We start from the raw sequence: 22,664 nt of genomic DNA, 5'->3' as shown, positions 1-22,664 counted from the left end.
CACTGAGTATTTTTGCTTTTGGTGAGGTTTATAAAGGGGAAACACCAAACACTTCAATCGAGTGTTGTTTCCCTTTTAATTTAATTGGGCCCAGATTAGTCAAACGATACTCACTGTTAGGATTATCGAGTCGTCCCGCTAAGGCGCCAGAGATCAACATACGCTGTCCTAAGGGATTACATTGATCCTGCAGTCTCGCTAACGTATTTAGCACATCACTAAAGAAGCTAATTTCTTGTTTTTGAACACCAACAACTGCTGCAACGACTTGCCCACAGTGAGCTGCCGCTTTAAATTTAGGCACAAAACCATAGTGTTCTTCAAAGTAACGTCTCTGCCAATTTAATTGCTGGCTAAATTCAAAATAGATATTCATGCAGCGGTCGTGCACAACACCTTCCTCTAAGGGCCAATGGATTAATACGGCATCACCCATATAGCGGTAGATTTCAGCTTCGTTATTACTCACAGTATCTGAAAGTAAGCTAAAACTATCTTGGATTAGGCGACTAAAGCGATAATCGCCAAGGGATTCAGCGTGAGTTGTTGAGGCGACCATATCTAAGTAAAGAAATAAACGCTGTTCGTATCTTGGCTTATGGTATTTACCTAAACCAATATTGAGTAAAATACGTGGCCCAACTAAAAGCCCCATCTGCTCAACAAAGGCTAAGCTCACTCGTACAACGACTAAATAAACAATTAAGGCTTGGAATGAGGGACTATAGAGAATATGCGCCGTAAGCATTTGTCTAAGGGTCGACATGTGATTTTCAATGGCCCACATATTTAGAAATTGGGTCATATAAGCTAAGGTTGTTGCACCCAATAACAGGAACAATCCTTTAAAAATGACTGAGAAGATATAAGGTAGGCGATTGATAGCGCTAAAATCAGCTATCAGATTGGACATCCAGTGTAAGCTGCCAAAAATAATCCCCATATAGACGGCGAGTGTCGCGAGATCAGCCGAACCTACAGCCCATTGCGGCAGTTCTGGTGATTGGGCATATCGAAAAAACACGAATGCAGCCATGGCTATCGCCCAAGCTAATATCGCAAAAAGAAGTTTTTTCGCTTGTCTACGAGTTCTCACAACGGGTTTTGTATCCGAATACGGCCATATATTTCAGGATGCCGTAGTTTATAGAAAATCATCACTAGAGTGCCAGTGATATTTGTGATCTGGATCAATACAACGCTATATAGCTACAAAAATTTAACCAAACACTTTATTTAATATCATTGCTGTAAAGGCGGTCTTGAGATAAAAACCGCGAGGATTGGTCATTTTGAGGCTGCCATCCTCGGCAATACTTTGAGTCAATGCCTTACTATTAGCGGCTTTAGGGCGTAATTGGAGAACTTCACCGTGCCTAGCGGTGAGATTTTCGACTTTACCAAGAGCAATCAGCTCCATGATTTCTTCCCAATCCTGTTGCAGTAATGCTTGCTCTTGTGGATCGGGCTGCCACAGTATTGGTGTGCCAACTCTGCGTTCACCCACAGGGATATGTCGCTCCCCCTCTACTGGTACCCACAGTACTCGTTGTAACTTGTGACACACTAAGCTGTCTTGCCAAGTTAATCCTTCGATATTGGTCAGCGGTGCAACACACACATAGGTGGTTTCTAGTGGTTTGCCCTGATGATCAATGGGGATAGTTTTTAGCTCTACTCCGAGGTGAAGAAAATCTTGTTCGGGTTTCGAACCTGCTATCGCACCTAATTCCATTTCAATGAGTTGTCCCACCCAACCTTTATCGCGTTTCAGATTGACGGGGACATGAATACCGCGATGGGCAGCAATTTGCGCCAAAGATACGCCGGCCATCATATTAGCGCGTTCGAGCAATTCGCTCAGATTTTGAGGGGGAATAATAGGTTTCATAGGCGAATTTTACTGGAAAATAACTGCTTAGCAACCAAGGTCAAAAAATGAACATTAAAATAAGAATAAACGCATTGCTAACTTTTTGTATTTAACAATATGATTTTTATTGTTTTTATCTGATTTTAGGCAAGTGTCAGTTAAAGTGTTCAAAGTTACTCTCGGCTTTCCCTTGCGTTTCTCACATATTTATCCACAGATATTATGGATAACTCACAATGCGTGTGCCTTTAACTGAATAAAATCTTTGAGTCAATGGTAGTAAGTGGCATTTTTAAATAGGGATGTGGGTAATTTTGGGTGTGCTCTGTGTATAACATTTAAGGATTACTCTAATTAAATAATAGAATTTATTTTAGGTTAAAAAGTGAGCGTTTGTGTATTTGGATAGATATCTTGTAAATTATTAAGGTTTATCCTGATGATTTATAGGTTATTTTTTTAATGTGGTATGCGTTGTGATGTATATTCTATTTGTTGTTTTTTGAACGATATACCTAGTTTACCCTAGTTTCAAACAGAGATATCCACAGAAAATGTGGATATCCCCTTAAATTAATTCGATGAGTTGTTGATAAAGTAGTAAGTTGAAACTATTTATCCAAAGATAAGCTGAAAATAGAGGTTTGCTGAGAGACGGGCTTTGTGAAACAATCGCTTTATTAAAATTTATCCTTATTTGGAGTCCATGTGATTGATAGCGACGGCTTTCGCGCAAATGTGGGCATAATAATTTGTAACAGATATGGCCAAGTCATGTGGGCCAGACGGTTTGGACAACACTCATGGCAGTTTCCTCAGGGCGGTGTAGATGATGGTGAATCGGCCGAAGAGGCTATGTACCGTGAATTGTATGAGGAAGTTGGCTTAAAACCCGAGCATGTCACTATATTAACCTCGACGCGCTCTTGGCTAAGATACCGTTTACCTAAACGCTTAGTGAGACAGGACAGTAAGCCTGTGTGTATTGGCCAAAAGCAAAAGTGGTTTCTGTTACAACTAAAAAGCCAAGATAGTGCGATTAATTTAAGTTCTTCAGGCCACCCTGAGTTTGACGATTGGCGCTGGGTAAGTTATTGGTATCCGGTGCGGCAGGTTGTCTCATTTAAGCGTGATGTTTATCGTAAGGTCATGAAAGAATTTGCGGTAACGGCATTGTCATTCCAAACCCAGGAAATACCGAGGAAGCGGGTAAGACAAAAGACAACGGGCTGATTTTCAAAAGAGGATTGAAAACAGTGTTAAATACGCTCAGGGATATTACCCAAGCTGTGGCTTCTGCCCACAGCTTAGAAACCGCATTAGAAGTCCTAGTTTCATCGACCAAGGCTGCGATGGAAACCCAATGTTGCTCGGTCTATATCCTAGAGCAGCAAGAACTCGTTTTATCCGCAACCGATGGTCTCGAAAAGAGTGCTGTCGGTCGAGTGCGCATGCCTTTAACTCAGGGCTTGGTGGGCTTAGCTGCCGAGCGTGAGGAGGCGGTGAATTTAGCCGATGCACGTTTACATCCGCGCTTTAAGCTCTTTCCCGAGGTTGCAGAAGAAGAATACCGTGCCTTTTTAGCTGTCCCTATTATTTATCAAAAAGCGGTTGTGGGTGTGATTGTGGTGCAGCAAGCTAGTGCACGGCAATTTAGTGAAGGCGAAGAAGCCTTTTTAATGACCTTGGCTGCACAGCTTGCGATGGCGATCCGAGGATTAAACAAAAGGACGCAGGTCAGTTCACTCCATCAACAGATTTTATTCCAAGGGACATCCGCATCCAGTGGGATCGCTATTGCACACGCGTTAGTGCTCGGTGGGGAGATTTCCCTCGAACAGCCCGATGTGCGCTGCGAGGACATTGTCCTTGAATCCAGCCGTTTAGTCGCGGCAATGGGGCGTTGTAAAGAGGCGATTGGTGCGCTATCTCAGCGTTTCGACCGAGAACAGGATGAGGAGGTCGCCTCAATATTCAATGCCTTACAGTTACTACTTGATGATGCCAGCCTCGGTGGTGAATATACCCGTGAAGTACAGCAGGGCTGGGAGGCTGAATCGGCGGTGAGCCGGGTTTCGTTGCGTTATATTCAGCAGTTTTTGGCGATGGAAGATCCTTATCTCAAGGAGCGGGCGAGTGATATCCGCGATTTGGGGCAAAAGGTGCTAAGGCAATTGATTGAGCCTGAGCGATTAGAGCATGAACCTGATAAACCTGTAATTTTAGTGACGAAAGAAGCCGATGCTACAATGTTGGCTGAATTTCCTCGGCAAAAATTAGCTGGGATTGTGACCGAGCTCGGTGGCGTTAACTCCCATGCGGCGATTTTAGCGCGGGCGCTTGGTGTACCGGCGATTACAGGCGTTGAACAGTTACTTTCCGCCGATATTGATCAAAAGCTGTTAGTCGTCAATGCCAGCCGTGGGCAGCTTATGGTGTCGCCATCGCCTGCTATTGTTAGCGAGTATCGCAGCCTTATCTCAGCGCAAAAAGCGTTGCAGCGCCAATACGCACAGGAGTTAGCGCTGCCCTCTGTGATGCTTGATGGCACGCGAATTAGACTCTATCTCAATGCGGGATTACTCAGTGGTGTCGCCTCGGAAATTGCCGAAGGGGCAGATGGTATTGGGTTATATCGCACTGAAATCCCCTTTATGTTGCAGCAGCGTTTTCCGAGTGAATCCGAGCAGGTAAAGGTTTATCAACAGGTACTCTCAGCGGCTTCGGGTCGCCCTGTCGTGATGAGAACCTTAGACGTTGGCGGCGATAAGCCTTTGCCGTATTTCCCGATTAAAGAAGACAATCCTTTCCTCGGTTGGCGTGGTATTCGACTATCACTGGATCACCCTGAGCTGTTTCTTGTGCAGTTAAGGGCCATGTTACAGGCTGGCGCAGAAGGCAAGCAGTTAAGCATTTTGTTACCCATGGTCAGTAATTTAGATGAAATCGATCAAGCTCTAGCCTACTTAGAGCAGGCTTATGTTGAACTCAAAAATGATGTCAACAGCAATATCGAAATGCCGCGTATTGGCATAATGCTCGAAGTGCCTGCAATGCTATATCAGTTAGATGAAGTGGCAAAGAGAGTGGATTTTGTGTCAGTTGGGAGTAACGATTTAACCCAATATTTACTCGCAGTCGATCGCAATAACCCGAGGGTCAGTTCATTATTTGACAGTTATCATCCGGGGATTTTGCGGGCCTTACATCAGGCAAGAATAGATTGTGAATATCATCATCTTGATATCAGTATCTGTGGTGAGTTGGCTGGCGAGCCCATGGGCGCGATCTTGCTTGTGGCGATGGGATACAACCAATTGAGTATGAACCAAGGCAGTTTAGCGCGAATTAACTATCTGCTGCGCCGAGTCTCTGGTGATGATTTAGCACAGTTACTCGCGCAGGCGTTAAGCCTATCTAACGGTTTCCAAGTGCGTGAGCTGGTTAAAGAATATTTTACTCAGCAAGGATTAGCCACAATTCTTAATTAACTAATCGTGCCTTTTGCTTTAAGCTAAGGCTTCACTTAATCACGCTGTAGGTATTCGTGTGGATAGTTTGTTGTTGGTGTTCTTTATTTGCTTGGCGTTAGGTGCGTTTGTCGGTTTTATGGCAGGATTATTAGGTATCGGCGGCGGCTTGATTGTCGTGCCTGCATTGCTTTATATTTTGCCATCGGTCGGTATTAGCTCTACTCAGCTACCTCATATTGCGATTGCCACTTCGCTAGCCGCCATTATTCTTACCTCTATTTCATCGGCACGTGCCCACCATAAGCGCGGTAATGTGCCTTGGGAATTGTTCAAATCAATGTTACCGGGCCTGATTATAGGCGCGCTGGCTTCAGGTTTTATTGCTGAGCGTATTCCTGCTGATGCTTTACAGAAAGGTTTTGCCATCTTTGTGATTTTAATGACAATTCAAATGGCTTATCCCGTAAAAGCCGAATCAAATCGCCAATTACCTAATTCAGTCGTGCTTTTTGTTGTATCGGCTTTGATTGCGGTTTTGGCCGGTTTGACAGGAATAGGTGGCGGTATACTGATAGTGCCATTTTTGACTTTTTATGGTTTACAGATGCGTCAAGCCGTGGGTTTTCTGCTGCGATGGGCTTTTTAATCTCTCTTTCTGGCAGTTTCGGCTATATTATTGCAGGCATGAATGCCCCTGAATTGCCTTACGGTACCTTAGGCTATATCTATTTACCTGCGTTATTTGGCTTAATCATAACCTCAATTTTAATGGCTCCGGTTGGTGTGAAGGCTGCAAGCACTTGGCCCACCCCAGTCCTTAAAAAAATATTTGCACTTTTACTCCTTTGTGTCGGTCTCAAATTAATTCTGAGCTGATTTTTAGTTTTTAGCCCTCAATTTGAGGCTGTTGATGGATAAGTTATGGCATTGAATTTTCCCAATATCGATCCTGTGATCGTGAAGTTTGGTCCCTTTGATATTTTTGGACAAACCTTTGAACCTGCGCTGCGTTGGTATGGATTTACTTACTTAGTGGGTTTTGTGGCGGCGATGTGGTTACTCAATCGCCAGGCTGATCGTTCCAATGGTTTATGGACGAGAGAGCAGGTTTCCGATTTACTATTTTATGGCTTCCTAGGGGTGATATTAGGCGGTCGTATTGGCTATGTGCTCTTCTATCATTTTGATTATTTTCTCGCTAGTCCAATGTATTTATTTAAAATTTCAGAAGGTGGCATGTCCTTTCACGGTGGTTTGATTGGGGTGATTACCGCCATGATTTATATCACTTGGAAGCAAAAGCGTACCTTCTTTGCCGTGGCGGATATGGTGGCGCCCGTGGTGCCTATTGGTCTTGGGGCCGGCCGTATTGGTAACTTTATTAATGGTGAGCTATGGGGCCGCGTGACTGTGTGCCTTGGGCTATGGTGTTCCCAAGCGGTGGGCCGGAACCACGCCATCCCTCACAGCTCTATCAATTTGCTCTTGAAGGTGTTGCATTATTCTTGCTCCTTTATTGGTTCAGTAAACGTACTAAGAAAGTCGGCGCAGTATCGGGTATGTTCTTACTTGGCTACGGTATTTTCCGCGTGATTGTCGAAACGGTACGGCAACCTGATGCACAGTTAGGCCTCTATTGGGGCTTTATGACAATGGGGCAGATCCTCTCAGTGCCGATGATCCTCTTCGGTTTATATTTAATTCTTCGTCCAGAGGGTAAGCAGTAATGCAGCAGTATTTAGACTTGATGAAACACATTTTAGCCGAAGGTGTGGATAAATCAGACCGCACAGGTACAGGCACTCGCTCGGTGTTTGGCTATCAAATGCGTTTCGATTTGAGTAAGGGTTTTCCTTTAGTCACAACGAAAAAGTGCCATATGCGTTCGATTATCCATGAGCTATTGTGGTTCCTGAAAGGGGAGACCAATATTGCTTATCTGCGTGACAATAAGGTCAGTATTTGGGACGAATGGGCCGATGAAAACGGCGATTTAGGCCCTGTTTACGGTGCACAGTGGCGCAGTTGGCCGACCCAAGGTGGTGAGGCTATCGATCAAATTTCGCAGGTCATTGCGCAAATTAAATCGCAACCCGACTCGCGCCGTTTGATTGTCTCTGCATGGAACGTGGGCGAACTGGATAAAATGGCACTGGCGCCATGCCATGCGTTTTTCCAGTTTTATGTCGCCGACGGCAAATTATCCTGCCAGTTGTACCAACGCAGTTGTGATGTATTTTTAGGTTTACCATTCAATATCGCCAGCTATGCGTTGCTGACGATGATGGTTGCGCAACAATGTGATTTAGCCTTAGGTGACTTTGTTTGGACGGGTGGCGATACACATTTATATTCCAACCATATGGAGCAAACTGCGTTGCAGTTGACCCGTGAGCCAAGACCTTTACCCACCATGACAATTTTGCGTAAACCTGCCTCTATTTTCGATTATCAATTCGAAGACTTCGAACTGACCCACTACGATCCACATCCTCATATCAAAGCGCCTGTTGCTGTTTAATGGTGAATTAATCGACCAACACCTCGGAATAGCCGAGGTGTTTTGTCGAAACTAACGATTATACTTGTTCATTTTCTTCGTCTACACTCAATCTATTATGATTTTTGGGAGTGCAAGATGGAAAAAGCGATTAGAAATTTTTTAAGCCAAGAGTCTGCAGGCGGCATCCTTTTATTGATTGCCGTTGCCTTTGCCATGTTGATGGCCAATTCTCCTCTCGCGGGACTCTATCAAGGTTTTCTCGGTACTGAAGTTCAGGTGCGTGTCGGTGCACTCGATCTGCATAAGCCATTGTTGCTGTGGATTAACGACGGTCTAATGGCGCTGTTTTTCTTGCTGATTGGTTTAGAAGTTAAGCGCGAGCTACTCGAAGGCGCATTATCGAGTGTGGCACAGGCTTCTCTGCCAACTTTTGCTGCCATTGGTGGCATGTTAGTACCTGCGGGAATTTATCTTTTATTTAACTATGGTGATCCTATCACTCAAGCGGGTTGGGCAATTCCTGCAGCGACGGATATTGCTTTTGCTTTGGGGATCATGGCGTTGCTAGGTAGCCGCGTACCCGTTGCTTTAAAGGTCTTTCTGCTGGCATTAGCCATTATCGATGATTTAGGCGTTATTGTGATTATCGCCCTCTTCTACAGTACCGATTTATCAACCATTAGTTTAATCATTGCCAGTATTGCGATTGTTGGTTTAGTTGCTTTAAACCGTAAAGGGGTGACCTCATTAGCACCCTATGGTGTATTAGGGCTTATCCTGTGGGTTGCAGTGCTCAAGTCAGGTGTTCATGCCACATTAGCGGGTGTCATTATTGCCTTCTGTATTCCTCTTCGGGCAAAAGATGGAAGTTCGCCTTCTGAGCATTTAGAGCATAGTTTACACCCATGGAGCACCTTCCTAATTCTGCCTGTATTTGCCTTTGCTAATGCTGGGGTCGCTTTAGGAAACATGAGCTTAGATACGCTTATTTCCCCTGTGCCAGTGGGGATTGCGTTGGGATTAATGTTAGGTAAACCGATAGGGGTGATGCTGTTTAGCTTTGTTGCTGTCAAGCTTAAGTTGGCACAGTTGCCTGATGGTATCGGTTGGAAACAGATCGCACCCGTGGCGGCGATGTGCGGGATTGGTTTTACCATGTCGATGTTTATTGCTTCGTTGGCATTTGAGCAGGCAGACCCTATGTTCGGCGATTTAGCACGCCTTGGCACCTTGATTGGCTCAATTCTCGCAGCCTTGATCGGGTATTTCTGGTTATCAAAAGTGTTACCAAAAAAAGGAGTATAACTATGATAAATATGAAATTAGTGGGAGTTGCTGCATTGTTAGCATTATCTTCAAGTGCCATGGCTTCGCAAATTGATGCCTGCAACAAAGATGTCGCATCACAAACCTGCCAAAGCTATCTTGAGGGGATAGTTGATGGGGCATTAATGTTTAAACCTGAGGCATTAGGCGCGAGGCTTGAAACCAATGGTTACGAGTCTAGAGCATTAAAATACCGTGGCGGTAAACGTTTCCAAGAAGCAAACCGTACTTATTGTGCTAGTCGAATTCCTGATCGTGACAGTTTAGTCTCTGGGGTGACTGAAGCTGTTAGCACTGGTACTGCCGCAGATTTAGAGCAACTTCAAGGAATCGTTGTTAACTTATTGGATTGCCAGCGTTTAAAATAGCGATATTGACTCATTATTTGTTAAGCTGGGTCATTGCTACCCGATATGCCACAGCATAGATGCTGTGGCATCCCTAATAGGAAGCTCATTGGCGATGCTCCATCTCAATTACAACCATCTTTACTATTTTTGGATGATTAAGAAAAAGGGCTCTGTGGCAAAAGCTGCAGAAGCCCTTTATTTAGCTCCACAAACGATTACTGGGCAAATCCGCGCCTTAGAAGACAGGCTAAACGGTAGCTTATTTAAACGTGTCGGCAGAAATCTAGAAGCGACAGAGCTCGGAGAGCTCGTCTTTCGTTATGCCGATAGAATGTTTTCTCTCAGTTATGAGATGCTCGATTTACTTAACTATCAAAAAGATGACGCTATTCTATTTGAGGTTGGGATTGCCGATGCTTTATCGAAAGCCTTATCGAGTAGAGTGTTGCTCTCGGTTGTTCCTAATGATGGCTCTATGCACCTTGCCTGTTATGAGGCGACCCATGAAAGCTTAATGTCTCGCTTACGCGAGCATAAACTCGATATGATCCTTTCAGACTGTGCGGGCGAGTCACTTAAATATCCCGAAATTCTATCGAAAAAACTGGGGGAGTGTGGTGTGAGTTTCTTTTCTGCTGAAGCTTACAGTGCGGATTTCCCTGCCTGTTTAGAGCAAGGGCCGCTATTGATCCCCGGTCGTAGAACTTCGCTCGGTCAGCAACTATATCGTTGGTTTGATGAGCAAAATCTTAAGGTGAGTATTTTAGGTGAGTTTGATGATGCGGCCATGATGAAGGCTTTTGGTTACCTTAAGCGCGGTATCTTTGTCATGCCGTCGATTTATCCCCAAGAAGTGATTTCCCATGGCATGCATTTACTCGGTGAAACCTTAGATGTGAAAGAAGAGTATCATGTGATGTTTGCCGAACGGATGATCCAGCATCCTGCGGTTAAACGCCTCCTAGAAACGGATTTTAGTGATTTATTTGCCGGATTAGATACTCAAGTTAAGCAGTATTAAACTTGTGTTTCAACAACGCTTGCATCGACACTCCATGGACTGAACTGGTAGACTAAGGCGAATTTTGTTTTGGGAGAGATTAACTTGGAGTTAATGAACATTGCACGGGTCCGTTGGGCATGTCGCCGCGGAATGCTCGAATTAGACGTTTTGTTCCAGCCCTTCGTTGAGAATGTTTATCAGGATTTGTCTGATGAAGATAAAGCCCTGTTTATTCGTTTGCTCGAGTGTGAAGATCCTGAATTATTTGCATGGTTTATGGGTCATGAAGTTTGCCCTGATCCTGAGCTTGCCCGCATGATAGTGCAAGTCCGTGGCCGAGCTGCGCCATAGTTTTAGTGTAAAAGCCTCCTTTGACCAACGTCTCTCGTTGGTCGTATTTGTTTGTGTCTGTAGCACTTCTTTACTTCTCTGGCCAGAAACGGATACCGCAGTACTACATGGACTGAGGGCTATATTCGCCGTCTTAATATTGGGATTCTTGTGCTCTCAGTTATGGCAACTGAGGAAATGGCATTACCGTTTTGAGCTTAATGGTCAAGGAGAAGGCTGGCTATCAACGGGAGAGGCGTTTCACGTATTGCAAAGAACTTGGGTAACGCCGTTTATCTGCTTGGTTTACTATCAATCTGCCGATAGGTTGCATCTCTTACCTCTATGGGCGGATATGTTTAGTGATACAGATTATCGCCACTTGTGCCGGCTATTACTTAAAGTTAAAACTCAGGCGGTGAGCCAACACGAACTACTTTAATCTAAATCTGAATCTGAACTATGAGTGATGCGACTTTCACACCGTCTAAATAACAAACGGGCTAAATCCTTATTAAGATTTAGCCCGTTAAAAGCGTTTAAGTTAAGCTATCCGCTTATTTTTCAGGTTGCAAAATGGTCGGTAGCGGAGAAGCTGACTTTTCAGGATGGTCAATATTATAGTGCAGTCCTCGACTTTCTTTACGTTCCATCGCGCAGCGAATAATGAGTTCCGCCACTTGCACTAAGTTACGCAGTTCAAGCAGGTTATTACTGACTCTGAAGTTGCTGTAATACTCTTGGATTTCCTGCTGCAACATCAAGCAGCGGCGCAGTGCGCGCTCTAAGCGTTTATCTGAGCGTACGATACCCACATAGTCCCACATAAACAGGCGCAGTTCGTGCCAGTTGTGGGCGATAACGACTTCTTCATCAGAATTAGAAACTTTACTTTCATCCCATGCGGGAATTGGGCCTGGTAAGGGGATTTTATGCAGTTGACTCTCAATATCTTGGGAGGCTGCCCGCGCAAATACCAAGCACTCAAGCAGCGAGTTACTTGCCAAGCGGTTGGCGCCATGCAAGCCTGTATAAGCGACTTCACCAATGGCATAGAGACCATTGAGATCGGTTTGACCATGTAAGTCTGTCATCACCCCACCACAGGTATAGTGGGCTGCGGGGACGACCGGAATAGCGTCCTTTGTAATATCAATACCGAGTTCTAAGCAGCGACTGTAAATCGTCGGGAAATGCTTCATTACAAAGTCAGCATCTTTATGGCTGATATCCAGATACACACAATCGGCACCGAGACGTTTCATCTCATAGTCAATGGCGCGGGCAACGATGTCACGGGGAGCTAACTCTGCACGTTCATCAAAGTCTGGCATAAAGCGGCTGCCATCAGGGCGACGCAAATATGCACCTTCACCACGTAGAGCTTCGGTCAGTAAAAAGTTACGGGCATCAGCGTGGTATAAGCAGGTTGGATGAAATTGATTGAATTCCATGTTGGCAACGCGGCAACCTGCACGCCATGCCATCGCAATACCATCACCACTAGCCACATCGGGATTTGAAGTATACTGATAAACCTTAGAACTACCGCCAGTGGCTAAAGCGACAAACTTAGCCTTGATGGTTTCAACTTGCTCGGCATTTCGGTTCCACACATAGGCACCTAACACGCGATTACCGGGGCGATTTAATTTGCGGGTGGTAATAAGGTCGATGGCGTTATAGCGTTCTAAAACTTGAATATTTGGATGGGCTAGGGCGCGTTCTTGCAGTGTTGTCTGCACCTCTTTGCCCGTTGCATCCGCAGCATGTAGAATGCGTCTATGGCTATGGCCGCCTTCGCGGGTAAGATGATAAGGGGCATCTTTAGCATTGTTCCCCGTGGCTTCTTCTTTATCGAAAGCCACGCCACATTCGATTAGCCATTGCATTGCACTCTTGGCGTTTTCGGCGGTAAAAGTCACCACCTCTTTATCGCACAAACCAGCACCAGCGACTAATGTATCGGCTACATGGGATTCGATAGTATCACTTTCATCGAAGACGGAGGCGATACCGCCCTGCGCGTAGTATGTCGACCCTTCCGAGAGAGGGCCTTTTGAAAGCAGAATTACGTTTGCTTTTTCAGCAAGATGCAAAGCTAGTGTCAGACCTGCGGCACCGCTACCTATGACTAATATGTCAGATTGGTGTTCAACTACTTGTTTCATCGGGTATCATGCTATGACTGAGAGTACCATCTATGGTAAACCAACTGACGAATTATGGGTACTTTCCTTTTAACCTTACTTTTTTTGTATAATTCTTAGAACTTTTTCAAAGCACGCGAGTCTACATAAGTGAATATGATTCGAGCGACTGAGAAATCAGCATTTTAGATTTGGGAGAAGTCGGCTCGGATGAGTGGACAAATAAGTGATCAACAATTAGTTGAGCGCGTACAACGGGGAGATAAAAACGCTTTTAACCTGTTAGTGCTTAAATATCAGAGTAAAGTGATTAGCTTGATTTCACGCTACGTGCGTAACCAAGCCGACGTTGCTGATGTAGCACAGGAAGCGTTTATTAAAGCTTATCGAGCTTTGCCAAACTTTCGTGGTGAAAGTGCGTTTTATACCTGGTTGTACCGCATAGCCGTTAATACGGCTAAGAATTACCTCGTATCACAGGGGCGCAGAGCGCCTGCAAATGATGTCGATGCCGAGGATGCCGAATATTATGAAGGTAGTGATGCGCTAAAGGAGTTTGCCTCCCCAGAGCGACTAATGTTATCGGATGAAATCAAGAAAGTGGTTTTCGAAACATTAGAAACATTGCCTGAAGAATTACGTATGGCGATTTCATTGCGTGAACTCGATGGGATGAGTTACGAAGATATCGCCATCATCATGGATTGCCCTGTTGGAACGGTAAGATCGCGAATCTTCCGTGCCCGTGAGGCAATCGATAAAAAGCTTCAGCCTTTGCTGGAAGCCTAAATTCTTATTTTAAGAAACCCTTAAATTTAGACAGGTGAACAATGGATAAATTAGGTCAAGAATGGGTATCAGCCGCTGTCGATGGAGAGACAGATGTGCAGACGATGGCAGAACTTGCTGCCGATACGCATTCACATAATAAATGGCGTAACTATCATTTGATAGGTGATGCTATGCGGGGTGAATTACCCCAGACTATGGCGTTAGACCTTAGTGCAAGTATTGCTGCTGCAATTGAGCTTGAGCCTGCCATTGTCTCGCCCCAAGCCAAGGCTCCGATAGCCATTACTGAACAAGTAACAACGGATAAAAACCGCGTAGTGCCACTATTTAAGCAGTTTGGTCAGTATGCGATTGCCGCTACTGTGGCCATGTTTGCCATCGTCGGCGTACAGAACTTTAACCAAACAGCTGATGATGCCGCGTCGCCATCACCTGTGCTTGTTACTCGTCCTCTGATGGGTAGTGCGTCGCCAGTGAGCTTACAGACGGGGCCTGTGCAACAAAATCAGAGCTACACTAATGACCAAATGAACGAGCAACGTCGCCGAATTAATACGTATATACAAGATCATATGTTACAACAACGATTGAATACGGGGGCCGTTGTAGAAGACAATAGCGAGGTTATTCCCGTTCCTGTCAATCAGTAGTAAGGAGTTAGCTTGCGTCTAATCCTGTTGGCTTTGTTAGCCTTGGTATTTCCTGCGGTGGCGCAGGAAGATATGCCTGCCAAAGTCTGGCTTGAGAAAATGAGCCAGGCTTTAAAAGAGAAAGAATTTAAAGCATCGATTATACAACTTCAGGCCGACCATATTCGGCCTTTGGTTTATCTTCACGGTAAGGTGAATAATCAAGAAGTTGCCTTTCTTGAGTACCTCAACGGTCCTCCCAAAAATGCGGTAAGAGTGGGAAATCGAGTCACCTTTATCGAACATGATCAACCCGCGTACAGTATCATCTCTAATCATATTCAGGGCGTGTGGCCTGCGGCTTTCTCATCAAAAATGAGCGATTTAGAAGTGGGTTATCAATTTGTATTAGGTGGCCGCACTCGCATTGCTGGGCGCCCAGGACAAATGATCCGCTTGTTGCCTAATGATGAATACCGATATGGTTTCCAAATCTGGTTAGATATGGACACCTATTTGCCACTCAGATATGACATGTTGACTCAAGATAAGCAATTGCTTGAACAACTAATGGTGATTGAATTAATTGAATTTAGCGAGCCACCATCGATTCTACAGGAAGCCTACAAGCAAGAATGGCCTGCTGTGATCGATCAGGCTGAACGTCAAGATGGACAAAATTGGCAGTTTTCTTGGCTCCCCGCTGGATTTAGCGTAGTAGTGCGTGATCATCACCGTTTGATTGGTAGCCACGAGGCGGTTGAATATATTGCCTTGACTGATGGCTTAGCCAATATTTCTATTTATGTTGCTCGCGCTGGAGCAACGCCATTGCCTGAAGAGTTAATTACGCGTAATGGCTTATCTTTAGTGTCAGAAAAAGTCGGTAATGCTGAAGTGGTGGCTGTGGGTAAAGTGCCAACTGAGACCTTAGCCCGTATCGCGAAAAGTTTGATGTTAAAATAGAGCGGTTCATCATGATGGAAGAAGTGGCGCGGGTTGTCGCCTGTGATAATCAAGGTTGGCTCACCGTTGAGGTCGAGCTTAAAAGCACCTGCAAGAGTTGCAGTAGCAGTGAGTCCTGCGGGACGTCTGCTGTTGCACAGGCTTTTTCTGCAAAGACACAGCAATTCTCTATTCAGAGTGAACGTGCCTGTGAGGTTGGTGAACTGCTAAAGCTGGGGCTACCTGAGAGTGTCATCTTGAAAGCGGCTGCCTTGGTTTATTTGACGCCACTCTTCGGCTTATTTGCGGGTGGATTATTAGGGCAGTTTTTTGCTAGTTTGTTAGTAATCAATTCGGATCTCTGTGCGATAGGCTTTGCTGCTTTAGGCGCGTTAGCTGCTTGGTTCTTTGGAAAACGTAAGGCAAAACAGCTTGAAGTAGATTCGCAACCTGTGATTTTAGCTTATTTAGGCACAGGGATCAGTTTAGATAAATTATCTGTTTGATTTCATGTTGTTATTGATTTCAATTAGACAATAAACTTTTGCTGAGGGCGGCATTTTTCGACATAAAGACAACTATGAGTGAATCTGATTGGTATTGAATCCGCAATCAGGTACAATTTCCCACCTTTGAACCGTATCCATTTTTCAGTATTAGTCATAGCAGCATAATGAAACACATTAGAAACTTCTCAATTATTGCCCATATCGACCATGGTAAATCGACGCTGTCAGATCGTCTTATTCAGGTTTGTGGCGGTTTAAGCGACCGTGAAATGGATGCACAAGTTCTTGATTCTATGGATTTAGAACGTGAGCGCGGTATTACCATTAAGGCGCAGAGCGTTACGTTGGAATATACAGCCAAAAATGGCGAAACCTACCAACTCAACTTTATTGACACCCCTGGTCACGTCGACTTTTCCTATGAAGTATCTCGTTCATTAGCCGCCTGTGAGGGTGCGCTGCTTGTGGTGGATGCAGGCCAAGGCGTTGAAGCTCAAACGCTGGCAAACTGTTACACCGCGCTGGATATGAATCTGGACGTGGTACCTATCCTGAACAAAATCGACTTACCTCAAGCTGATCCTGAGCGTGTTGCCGCCGAGATTGAAGACATCGTCGGTATTGATGCGATGAACGCGGTGCGTTGTTCTGCAAAAACCGGTGTGGGTATTGATGATGTATTAGAGGTTATCGTCGAGCAAATTCCACCGCCAGAAGGCAATCCAGATGCGCCGTTGCAAGCCCTCATTATTGACTCGTGGTTTGACAGCTACTTAGGCGTTGTTTCTTTAGTGCGTATTAAACATGGCGTGCTCAAGAAGGGTGATAAGTTCAAGGTGATGTCTACAGGGCAAAACCATACCGCAGATCGTGTCGGTATTTTCACGCCAAAACAAACCGATAAAACTGAGCTAAAAACTGGTGAAGTTGGTTTCGTTATCGCAGGTATTAAAGAAATTCACGGTGCGCCAGTGGGTGATACCTTAACACTGGCTAAAAATGGTGCCGATAAGCCATTACCCGGCTTTAAAAAAGTGAAGCCTCAGGTTTATGCTGGTGTGTTCCCGATTTCTACCGATGAATATGAAAACTTCCGTGATGCACTGAACAAACTCAGCCTGAACGATGCCTCATTGTTCTTTGAGCCTGAAAGTTCATCTGCGTTAGGCTTTGGTTTCCGTATTGGCTATTTAGGCCTGCTCCACATGGAAATCATTCAAGAACGTTTAGAGCGCGAATACGATCTTGACCTCATCACGACCGCACCTACGGTAGTCTATGAAGTGCTGATGACCAGTGGTGAGACTATCTATGTTGATAATCCAGCAGATTTGCCTGCAATTAACAACATCGAAGAGATGCGTGAACCGATTGTTGAAGCCAATATTCTGGTACCAAAAGAATACTTAGGTAACGTAATTACGCTGTGTATCGAAAAACGCGGTACTCAAGTGAATATGGTTTACCACGGTAATCAAGTGGCCGTGACTTACCATCTGCCAATGGCGGAAGTGGTGATGGACTTCTTTGACCGCTTAAAATCAACTAGCCGTGGTTATGCGTCATTAGAGTACAACTTTATCCGCTTCGATCCGGCGGACATGGTGCGCTTAGATATTCTGATCAACGGCGACCGCGTGGATGCGCTGGCGATGATTATTCACCGTTCGAATATTCGTCACCGTGGTTTGGCGTTGGTTGAGAAGATGAAAGAGCTTATTCCGCGGCAGATGTTTGATATCGCGATTCAAGCCGCGGTCGGTAGCCAGATTATTGCCCGTTCTACCGTAAAAGCGTTACGCAAAGACGTAACAGCTAAGTGTTATGGTGGTGACGTTTCCCGTAAGAAGAAACTCTTAAATAAACAAAAAGAGGGTAAGAAACGGATGAAACAAGTTGGTAACGTTGAGGTGCCACAAGAGGCGTTCTTAGCGGTACTTAAGCTAAACGAGTAACACTCGAGATAACACAATTTAGCTATTATTGCGCCGCAGTTTGCGGCGCTTTACTTAGCTTATCGTATGTTTTGTGGTGTTTTTTTATAAATGCGGTAAGTTAACTAAAGTTCGCGAGTCGAAATACAATAGTCGCTGAGTTTAGATCTTTACATTTCAAGGCAGGAGTTCAATACGTAATGGCAGCCTATTTTTCCATTATTTTAGTGCTAGTCACTCTGATTTCAGGGTTGATCTGGTTAGTCGATGTGCTGGTATTTGCGCCTAAACGCCGTGAAAGCTTAGCCTTGGCCAAGGCTTCTCAGGCCAATTTAACTGAGGAAGCCGAATACAATATTATCCGTGAACCCACTGTGGTTGAGACTGCGCACTCTATCTTCCCGGTGATTGCCTTTGTGCTGATCCTGCGCTCGTTTATTTATGAGCCATTTCAAATTCCATCGGGTTCAATGATGCCAACGCTGTTAGTGGGCGATTTTATTCTGGTTGAAAAGTTTAGTTATGGCCTAAAAGATCCCGTATGGCGCACTAAACTGATTGAAACGGGCGAGCCCAAACGTGGTGATGTGATCGTCTTTAAGTACCCAGAGAATCCTCAGGTTGATTACATTAAGCGTGTTGTAGGTTTACCGGGCGATAGGATTATCTACCGCAATAAACAGTTGATGATCCAAAAGGCCTGTGGCGCGGAGCAAACCAATTGCCCTGAGCCAGAACTGGTGGCGCGTACCGAAATCAGCCGTGGTGATTACAGCCAAGATGGTGTGCCTTTACTGCGTTATAAAGAGCAACTCGGTGAAGTGGCACACGATATTTTAATTAATCCAAGCCGTCCTGATATGTTGGGTTATTTCAAGCGTGATGGCAATTTACCCGCGGGTGAATTTCTTGTTCCCGAAGGCCATTACTTTGCGATGGGTGATAACCGCGATAACAGTACCGACAGCCGTTTCTGGGGCTTTGTCCCTGAAGAAAATCTTGTCGGCAAAGCGGTGGCTATCTGGATCAGTTTTGAGTTTGACCGTTCAAAAGCCGATTTCCTGCCAACCTGGGTACCAAGCGGTGTGCGCTTTGAACGTGTAGGTGGAATTCACTAGTATGGAACCGATTAAAAATTTGCCACGTTTGTGTCGTACATTGGGCTATGAGTTTAAGAATATTGACCTTCTAACCCAAGCGTTGACCCATAGAAGCGCGGCAAATAAGCACAATGAGCGTTTAGAGTTTTTAGGTGATTCGATTTTATCGATAGTCATTTCGGATGCCTTATATCATCAGTTTCCTAAGGCGACTGAAGGTGATTTAAGCCGGATGCGCGCCACTTTAGTGCGTGGCGATACGCTGACCTTGATTGCTCAAGCCTTTAAACTTGGGGATTATTTATTCCTCGGTCCTGGCGAATTAAAGAGTGGCGGTTTTCGACGCGAGTCGATTCTGGCCGATGCGGTTGAGGCGATTATTGGTGCGATTTACTTAGATTCGGACCTCGAAGTGTGCCGTGAGCTGTTGCTTAAATGGTATGCCGAGCGTTTATCTGAGATTCAACCAGGTGTGAATCAAAAAGACGCTAAAACCTTACTGCAAGAATATTTACAAGGGTTAAAGAAGCCGCTACCCGATTACCAAGTAATCAACATAGAAGGCGATGCCCACGATCAAACATTCACCGTTGAATGTCGTATAGATGACTTGAGTGAAAGCGTGATTGGCGTTGCGAGCTCACGCCGCAAAGCCGAGCAGATTGCCGCGGCTCAAGTATTGGAGTTACTTAAGAAATGACCAAAAAAACAGACTTGCCAGCTGTCGATGCCGCTAACGCGAGCAATGAGCCGAGCTTAGATGAATTACTGGCAAGGATGAATGCAGCGAGCGCAGCAGCGCCGTCTGTTCACTATGATGTGACCTACTGTGGCATGGTGGCCATTATTGGCCGTCCTAACGTGGGTAAATCGACCCTGCTGAACCGTTTGCTTGGGCAAAAGATCAGTATTACCTCGAAAAAACCGCAAACGACGCGTCATCGCATCATGGGGATCCATACCGATGGTCCACGTCAAATCGTGTTTATCGACACACCGGGTCTGCATATTGAAGAGCAGCGTGCGATTAACCGTTTGATGAATCGCGCGGCGGCGAGCTCGCTTGCCGATGTGTCTATGGTGATTTTTGTGGTCGATGGCATGACATGGACCGCCGATGATGAGATGGTGTTAAGCAAACTTCGCCGTGGCGGTGAAGAGCGTAAAACCGTTTTAGCCATCAACAAAGTCGATAATATCAAAGACAAAGAAGCCCTTTTCCCTTATTTGGAAGAAGTGGCCAAGAAGTATCCCTTCGATGAGATCCTGCCGATTTCTGCCAGTAAGGGCACTAACGTTAAGCGCATTTTAGATATGGCGGCAGAGTCTCTGCCCGAGAATCCATTCTTCTTCCCCGAAGATTATGTGACCGACCGTTCGCAGCGTTTTATGGCCTCTGAAATTGTCCGCGAAAAACTGATGCGCTTTTTAGGTGATGAATTGCCCTACGATGCGACGGTTGAAATCGAGCAGTTTAAGATGATGGAAAATGGGGTTTACCAAATTAACGCCCTGATCCTCGTCGAGCGAGAAGGCCAAAAGCGGATGGTGATTGGTAGCAAAGGCGAACGCATCCGTACCATCGCTACACAAGCGCGCCTCGATATGGAAACCTTGTTTGATAACAAAGTGTTCCTCGAAGTCTGGGTGAAGGTTAAATCCGGTTGGGCCGATGATGAACGCGCCCTGCGAAGCTTAGGTTACGGTGACGATTAATAGTTACTGATGATAGGCCTAGCCTGACCATGAACGAGCGCGCAGATTGATGAAACGGGGTTATGTTTTGCATCATCGCCCCTATCGGGAGTCTAGCGCGCTGGTCAATCTCCTGGTCGACGGGATTGGGCGTGTCGATGCCGTTGCGCGTGTCGGGAGCGGTAAACGCTCCATCAAAAGTATCCTTCAACCTTTTCAACCGCTGATTTTTGAATTTAGCGGTAAATCAGAACTCAAAAACATCAGCCAAATTGAAGCGGCCGCGCCAGCCGTGCCTTTATCGGGTTATAGCCTGTATGCCGGCATGTATATCAATGAGTTGCTGATGCGTACTCTGTCGGTTCACCATAATGCCGAGGCGTTATTTCTCATCTACCACCAAGCCTTGGTAGGACTTGCGGCGCAGTTTTGTGAATCGAAGCTGCGATACCTTGAGCTAGCGCTTTTGCGGGAACTTGGGGCCATGCCATCCCTTATTCGCGATACCCAAGGTGAACCGCTGATCCCTGAACATTACTATCAACTCGTGCCAGAACTGGGTTTTCAATTTGTGTTGAACAGCAGGGCAAAGCATACCTATCAAGGGGCGATGTTAACCGCGCTTAACGATAATCAATTGTTGCAAGAGCAGTTTTTAGAGGCTAAACGGTTGATGCGGTCCATGCTGCAACCCCTGCTCGGAAACAAGCCGCTGGTGAGTCGGCAGTTGTTTATTCAAGCGACAGCCTCTAACAGAGATGGGAATAATTAGCCCTAGCTCCTGTTTTTTACTGTCTGTCCCAGTACAATAGGGCGCAAATTAGCGTTAATTCTAGCCTTACAAACATAAAGGAGTTCCCGATGAGCCGTATCTTATTGGGTGTTAATATCGACCATATTGCGACCCTGCGTCAGGCCCGTGGCACCAGTTATCCTGATCCTGTCCATGCGGCGGCGGTTGCCGAGCATGCGGGAGCCGACGGTATCACGATTCATTTACGGGAAGACAGACGTCATATTATCGACCGCGATGTGTATCTGCTGGCAAAAACCTTAAAGACGCGGATGAACTTTGAGTGTGCCGTGACTGAAGAAATGCTCAACATCGCCTGCGAAGTTAAACCGACCTACGTTTGCTTAGTCCCTGAAAAACGCCAAGAAGTGACGACTGAAGGTGGTTTAGATGTGGCTGGTCAACTCGATAAAATCACTGCCGCGGTAAGCCGTTTAGCCGCCAATGGTATTCAAGTGTCACTGTTTATCGATGCCGATAAGACGCAAATCGATGCCGCTGTCGCCTCTGGCGCGCCACTTATCGAAATCCATACCGGTTGCTATGCCGATGCCAAAACGGCTGAGGATGAGGCCAAAGAGCTTGCGCGTATCAGCGAAATGGCAAAATACGCCCACGGCAAAGGGTTGGTGGTGAATGCGGGCCACGGGCTGCATTATCACAATGTTAAGCCGATTGCGGCAATCCCTGAGCTGTATGAGCTCAACATCGGCCATGCCATTGTCGCGCGTGCGGCCATTGATGGCTTAGCGACAGCGGTTAAAGATATGAAAGCGCTGATGTTAGAAGGTCGTCGAGGCGAATAATGGCAATCGTTGGGCTTGGCACTGACATAGTTGAAATCGAGCGTATCACGGCTCATGTGGCACGTTCCGGCGATAAGCTGGCTAAACGCGTACTGACAGAGGCTGAGTTCGATATCTATCAACAGCATAGCCAACCGAGCCGCTATTTAGCTAAACGCTTTGCCGCCAAAGAAGCCGCCGCTAAAGCTTTGGGGACGGGGATTGGTCGTGGCGTATCTTTTCAGCATATCCACATTGGCAATACGACTGATGGTGCGCCGACAATTGATTTTACTGAAGGTGCGCTGCAACGTTTAGCTTTGCTCAATGGTGTGATTGGGCACATTTCAATCGCAGATGAAAAATCCTATGCCATTGCGACAGTGATCCTCGAGTCTCGCTAGTCTCTTACCTTGTACGAAAAAGGGAGCTTTAAGCTTAATGCCGTTCACTTAAGAGTGAACGGCATTTTTC

The 22,664-nt window shown here is 45.7% G+C and carries 22 protein-coding genes and 2 pseudogenes; 21 read left to right on the top strand and 3 right to left on the bottom strand.

What is annotated here, in order from left to right:
- Positions 1-28: 28 nt before the first annotated feature.
- Both SHEWPOL2_RS08170 and mutH read right to left on the bottom strand, forming a co-directional pair.
- Positions 29-1,096 carry an adenylate/guanylate cyclase domain-containing protein gene (locus tag SHEWPOL2_RS08170; protein ID WP_037415556.1) on the bottom strand — a complete coding sequence of 356 codons (1,068 nt, stop codon included), beginning with the start codon at positions 1,094-1,096 and terminating at the stop codon, positions 29-31.
- 123 nt (positions 1,097-1,219) lie between these two features.
- Positions 1,220-1,891, bottom strand: a complete 672-nt coding sequence (gene mutH, locus SHEWPOL2_RS08165; protein ID WP_037427588.1) for a DNA mismatch repair endonuclease MutH — start codon at positions 1,889-1,891, stop codon at positions 1,220-1,222.
- 690 nt (positions 1,892-2,581) lie between these two features.
- Here mutH and rppH point away from each other — a divergent pair.
- From rppH to SHEWPOL2_RS08115, 10 genes and pseudogenes are all read left to right on the top strand, one after another.
- Complete coding sequence (gene rppH / locus SHEWPOL2_RS08160) at positions 2,582-3,106, top strand: RNA pyrophosphohydrolase (protein WP_037415562.1); 525 nt, start codon at positions 2,582-2,584, stop codon at positions 3,104-3,106.
- A 23-nt stretch (positions 3,107-3,129) separates the two neighbouring features.
- The gene (ptsP, locus tag SHEWPOL2_RS08155) at positions 3,130-5,364 is read left to right on the top strand and encodes a phosphoenolpyruvate--protein phosphotransferase (protein WP_037427586.1); all 2,235 of its coding nucleotides are present in this window, start codon (positions 3,130-3,132) and stop codon (positions 5,362-5,364) included.
- Positions 5,365-5,422: 58 nt separating this feature from the next.
- Positions 5,423-6,222 (top strand): annotated as a pseudogene (locus SHEWPOL2_RS08150) (sulfite exporter TauE/SafE family protein).
- Between the two features lie 45 nt (positions 6,223-6,267).
- A pseudogene (gene lgt / locus SHEWPOL2_RS08145) lies at positions 6,268-7,073 on the top strand (prolipoprotein diacylglyceryl transferase).
- Positions 7,073-7,867 (top strand): thymidylate synthase, encoded by a 795-nt coding sequence (gene thyA / locus SHEWPOL2_RS08140; RefSeq protein WP_037415574.1) that lies wholly within the window; start codon positions 7,073-7,075, stop codon positions 7,865-7,867. Before lgt ends, thyA begins: the two are co-directional and overlap by 1 nt.
- A gap of 117 nt (positions 7,868-7,984) precedes the next feature.
- Positions 7,985-9,154 (top strand): Na+/H+ antiporter NhaA, encoded by a 1,170-nt coding sequence (gene nhaA, locus SHEWPOL2_RS08135; RefSeq protein WP_037415576.1) that lies wholly within the window; start codon positions 7,985-7,987, stop codon positions 9,152-9,154.
- Positions 9,155-9,156: 2 nt separating this feature from the next.
- Positions 9,157-9,543, top strand: coding sequence for a hypothetical protein (locus tag SHEWPOL2_RS08130; protein WP_037415577.1), 387 nt, complete (start codon positions 9,157-9,159; stop codon positions 9,541-9,543).
- A 94-nt stretch (positions 9,544-9,637) separates the two neighbouring features.
- Positions 9,638-10,546, top strand: a complete 909-nt coding sequence (gene nhaR, locus SHEWPOL2_RS08125; RefSeq protein ID WP_037415659.1) for a transcriptional activator NhaR — start codon at positions 9,638-9,640, stop codon at positions 10,544-10,546.
- A gap of 84 nt (positions 10,547-10,630) precedes the next feature.
- A complete protein-coding gene (locus SHEWPOL2_RS08120; RefSeq protein WP_086024007.1) occupies positions 10,631-10,879 on the top strand; it encodes a succinate dehydrogenase assembly factor 2 in 249 nt (82 codons plus the stop codon).
- On the top strand, positions 10,860-11,300 hold the full coding sequence (locus SHEWPOL2_RS08115; protein WP_037427583.1) for a protein YgfX: 441 nt from the start codon (positions 10,860-10,862) through the stop codon (positions 11,298-11,300). The genes SHEWPOL2_RS08120 and SHEWPOL2_RS08115 overlap by 20 nt, the downstream gene beginning before the upstream one ends.
- A 115-nt stretch (positions 11,301-11,415) precedes the next feature.
- Here the strand turns inward: SHEWPOL2_RS08115 and nadB are convergent, their stop codons facing one another.
- Positions 11,416-13,029 (bottom strand): L-aspartate oxidase, encoded by a 1,614-nt coding sequence (gene nadB, locus SHEWPOL2_RS08110; RefSeq protein ID WP_037415581.1) that lies wholly within the window; start codon positions 13,027-13,029, stop codon positions 11,416-11,418.
- A 189-nt stretch (positions 13,030-13,218) separates the two neighbouring features.
- Between nadB and rpoE the strand changes: the two genes are divergently transcribed.
- The 11 genes from rpoE (at position 13,219) to acpS (ending at position 22,594) form a co-directional block, all read left to right on the top strand.
- Positions 13,219-13,797, top strand: coding sequence for an RNA polymerase sigma factor RpoE (gene rpoE, locus SHEWPOL2_RS08105; protein WP_037415584.1), 579 nt, complete (start codon positions 13,219-13,221; stop codon positions 13,795-13,797).
- Between the two features lie 41 nt (positions 13,798-13,838).
- A complete protein-coding gene (locus SHEWPOL2_RS08100; RefSeq protein ID WP_037427581.1) occupies positions 13,839-14,450 on the top strand; it encodes an RseA family anti-sigma factor in 612 nt (203 codons plus the stop codon).
- 12 nt (positions 14,451-14,462) lie between these two features.
- On the top strand, positions 14,463-15,395 hold the full coding sequence (locus tag SHEWPOL2_RS08095) for a MucB/RseB C-terminal domain-containing protein (RefSeq protein WP_037427579.1): 933 nt from the start codon (positions 14,463-14,465) through the stop codon (positions 15,393-15,395).
- 11 nt (positions 15,396-15,406) lie between these two features.
- Complete coding sequence (locus SHEWPOL2_RS08090; RefSeq protein WP_037427577.1) at positions 15,407-15,880, top strand: SoxR reducing system RseC family protein; 474 nt, start codon at positions 15,407-15,409, stop codon at positions 15,878-15,880.
- 167 nt (positions 15,881-16,047) lie between these two features.
- Positions 16,048-17,838: a translation elongation factor 4 gene (gene lepA, locus SHEWPOL2_RS08085; RefSeq protein ID WP_037415595.1), complete on the top strand. Its 1,791-nt coding sequence runs from the start codon at positions 16,048-16,050 to the stop codon at positions 17,836-17,838.
- Between the two features lie 179 nt (positions 17,839-18,017).
- Positions 18,018-18,935, top strand: a complete 918-nt coding sequence (lepB, locus tag SHEWPOL2_RS08080; protein WP_037415598.1) for a signal peptidase I — start codon at positions 18,018-18,020, stop codon at positions 18,933-18,935.
- 1 nt (position 18,936) lies between these two features.
- Positions 18,937-19,617 carry a ribonuclease III gene (rnc, locus tag SHEWPOL2_RS08075; protein WP_037427576.1) on the top strand — a complete coding sequence of 227 codons (681 nt, stop codon included), beginning with the start codon at positions 18,937-18,939 and terminating at the stop codon, positions 19,615-19,617.
- The gene (era, locus tag SHEWPOL2_RS08070; protein WP_037427575.1) at positions 19,614-20,633 is read left to right on the top strand and encodes a GTPase Era; all 1,020 of its coding nucleotides are present in this window, start codon (positions 19,614-19,616) and stop codon (positions 20,631-20,633) included. The genes rnc and era overlap by 4 nt, the downstream gene beginning before the upstream one ends.
- Positions 20,634-20,682: 49 nt before the next feature.
- Complete coding sequence (gene recO / locus SHEWPOL2_RS08065) at positions 20,683-21,384, top strand: DNA repair protein RecO (RefSeq protein WP_037427573.1); 702 nt, start codon at positions 20,683-20,685, stop codon at positions 21,382-21,384.
- Positions 21,385-21,473: 89 nt separating this feature from the next.
- A complete protein-coding gene (pdxJ, locus tag SHEWPOL2_RS08060) occupies positions 21,474-22,211 on the top strand; it encodes a pyridoxine 5'-phosphate synthase (RefSeq protein ID WP_037415609.1) in 738 nt (245 codons plus the stop codon).
- Positions 22,211-22,594 (top strand): holo-ACP synthase, encoded by a 384-nt coding sequence (gene acpS, locus SHEWPOL2_RS08055; RefSeq protein WP_037415612.1) that lies wholly within the window; start codon positions 22,211-22,213, stop codon positions 22,592-22,594. The genes pdxJ and acpS overlap by 1 nt, the downstream gene beginning before the upstream one ends.
- The last annotated feature ends 70 nt before the right edge of the window (positions 22,595-22,664 follow it).

Origin of the sequence: Shewanella sp. POL2, assembly GCF_000282755.1 — a bacterium.
Classification (GTDB): Bacteria; Pseudomonadota; Gammaproteobacteria; order Enterobacterales; family Shewanellaceae; genus Shewanella; species Shewanella xiamenensis.
This window is presented reverse-complemented; position numbering and strand designations above follow the sequence as displayed.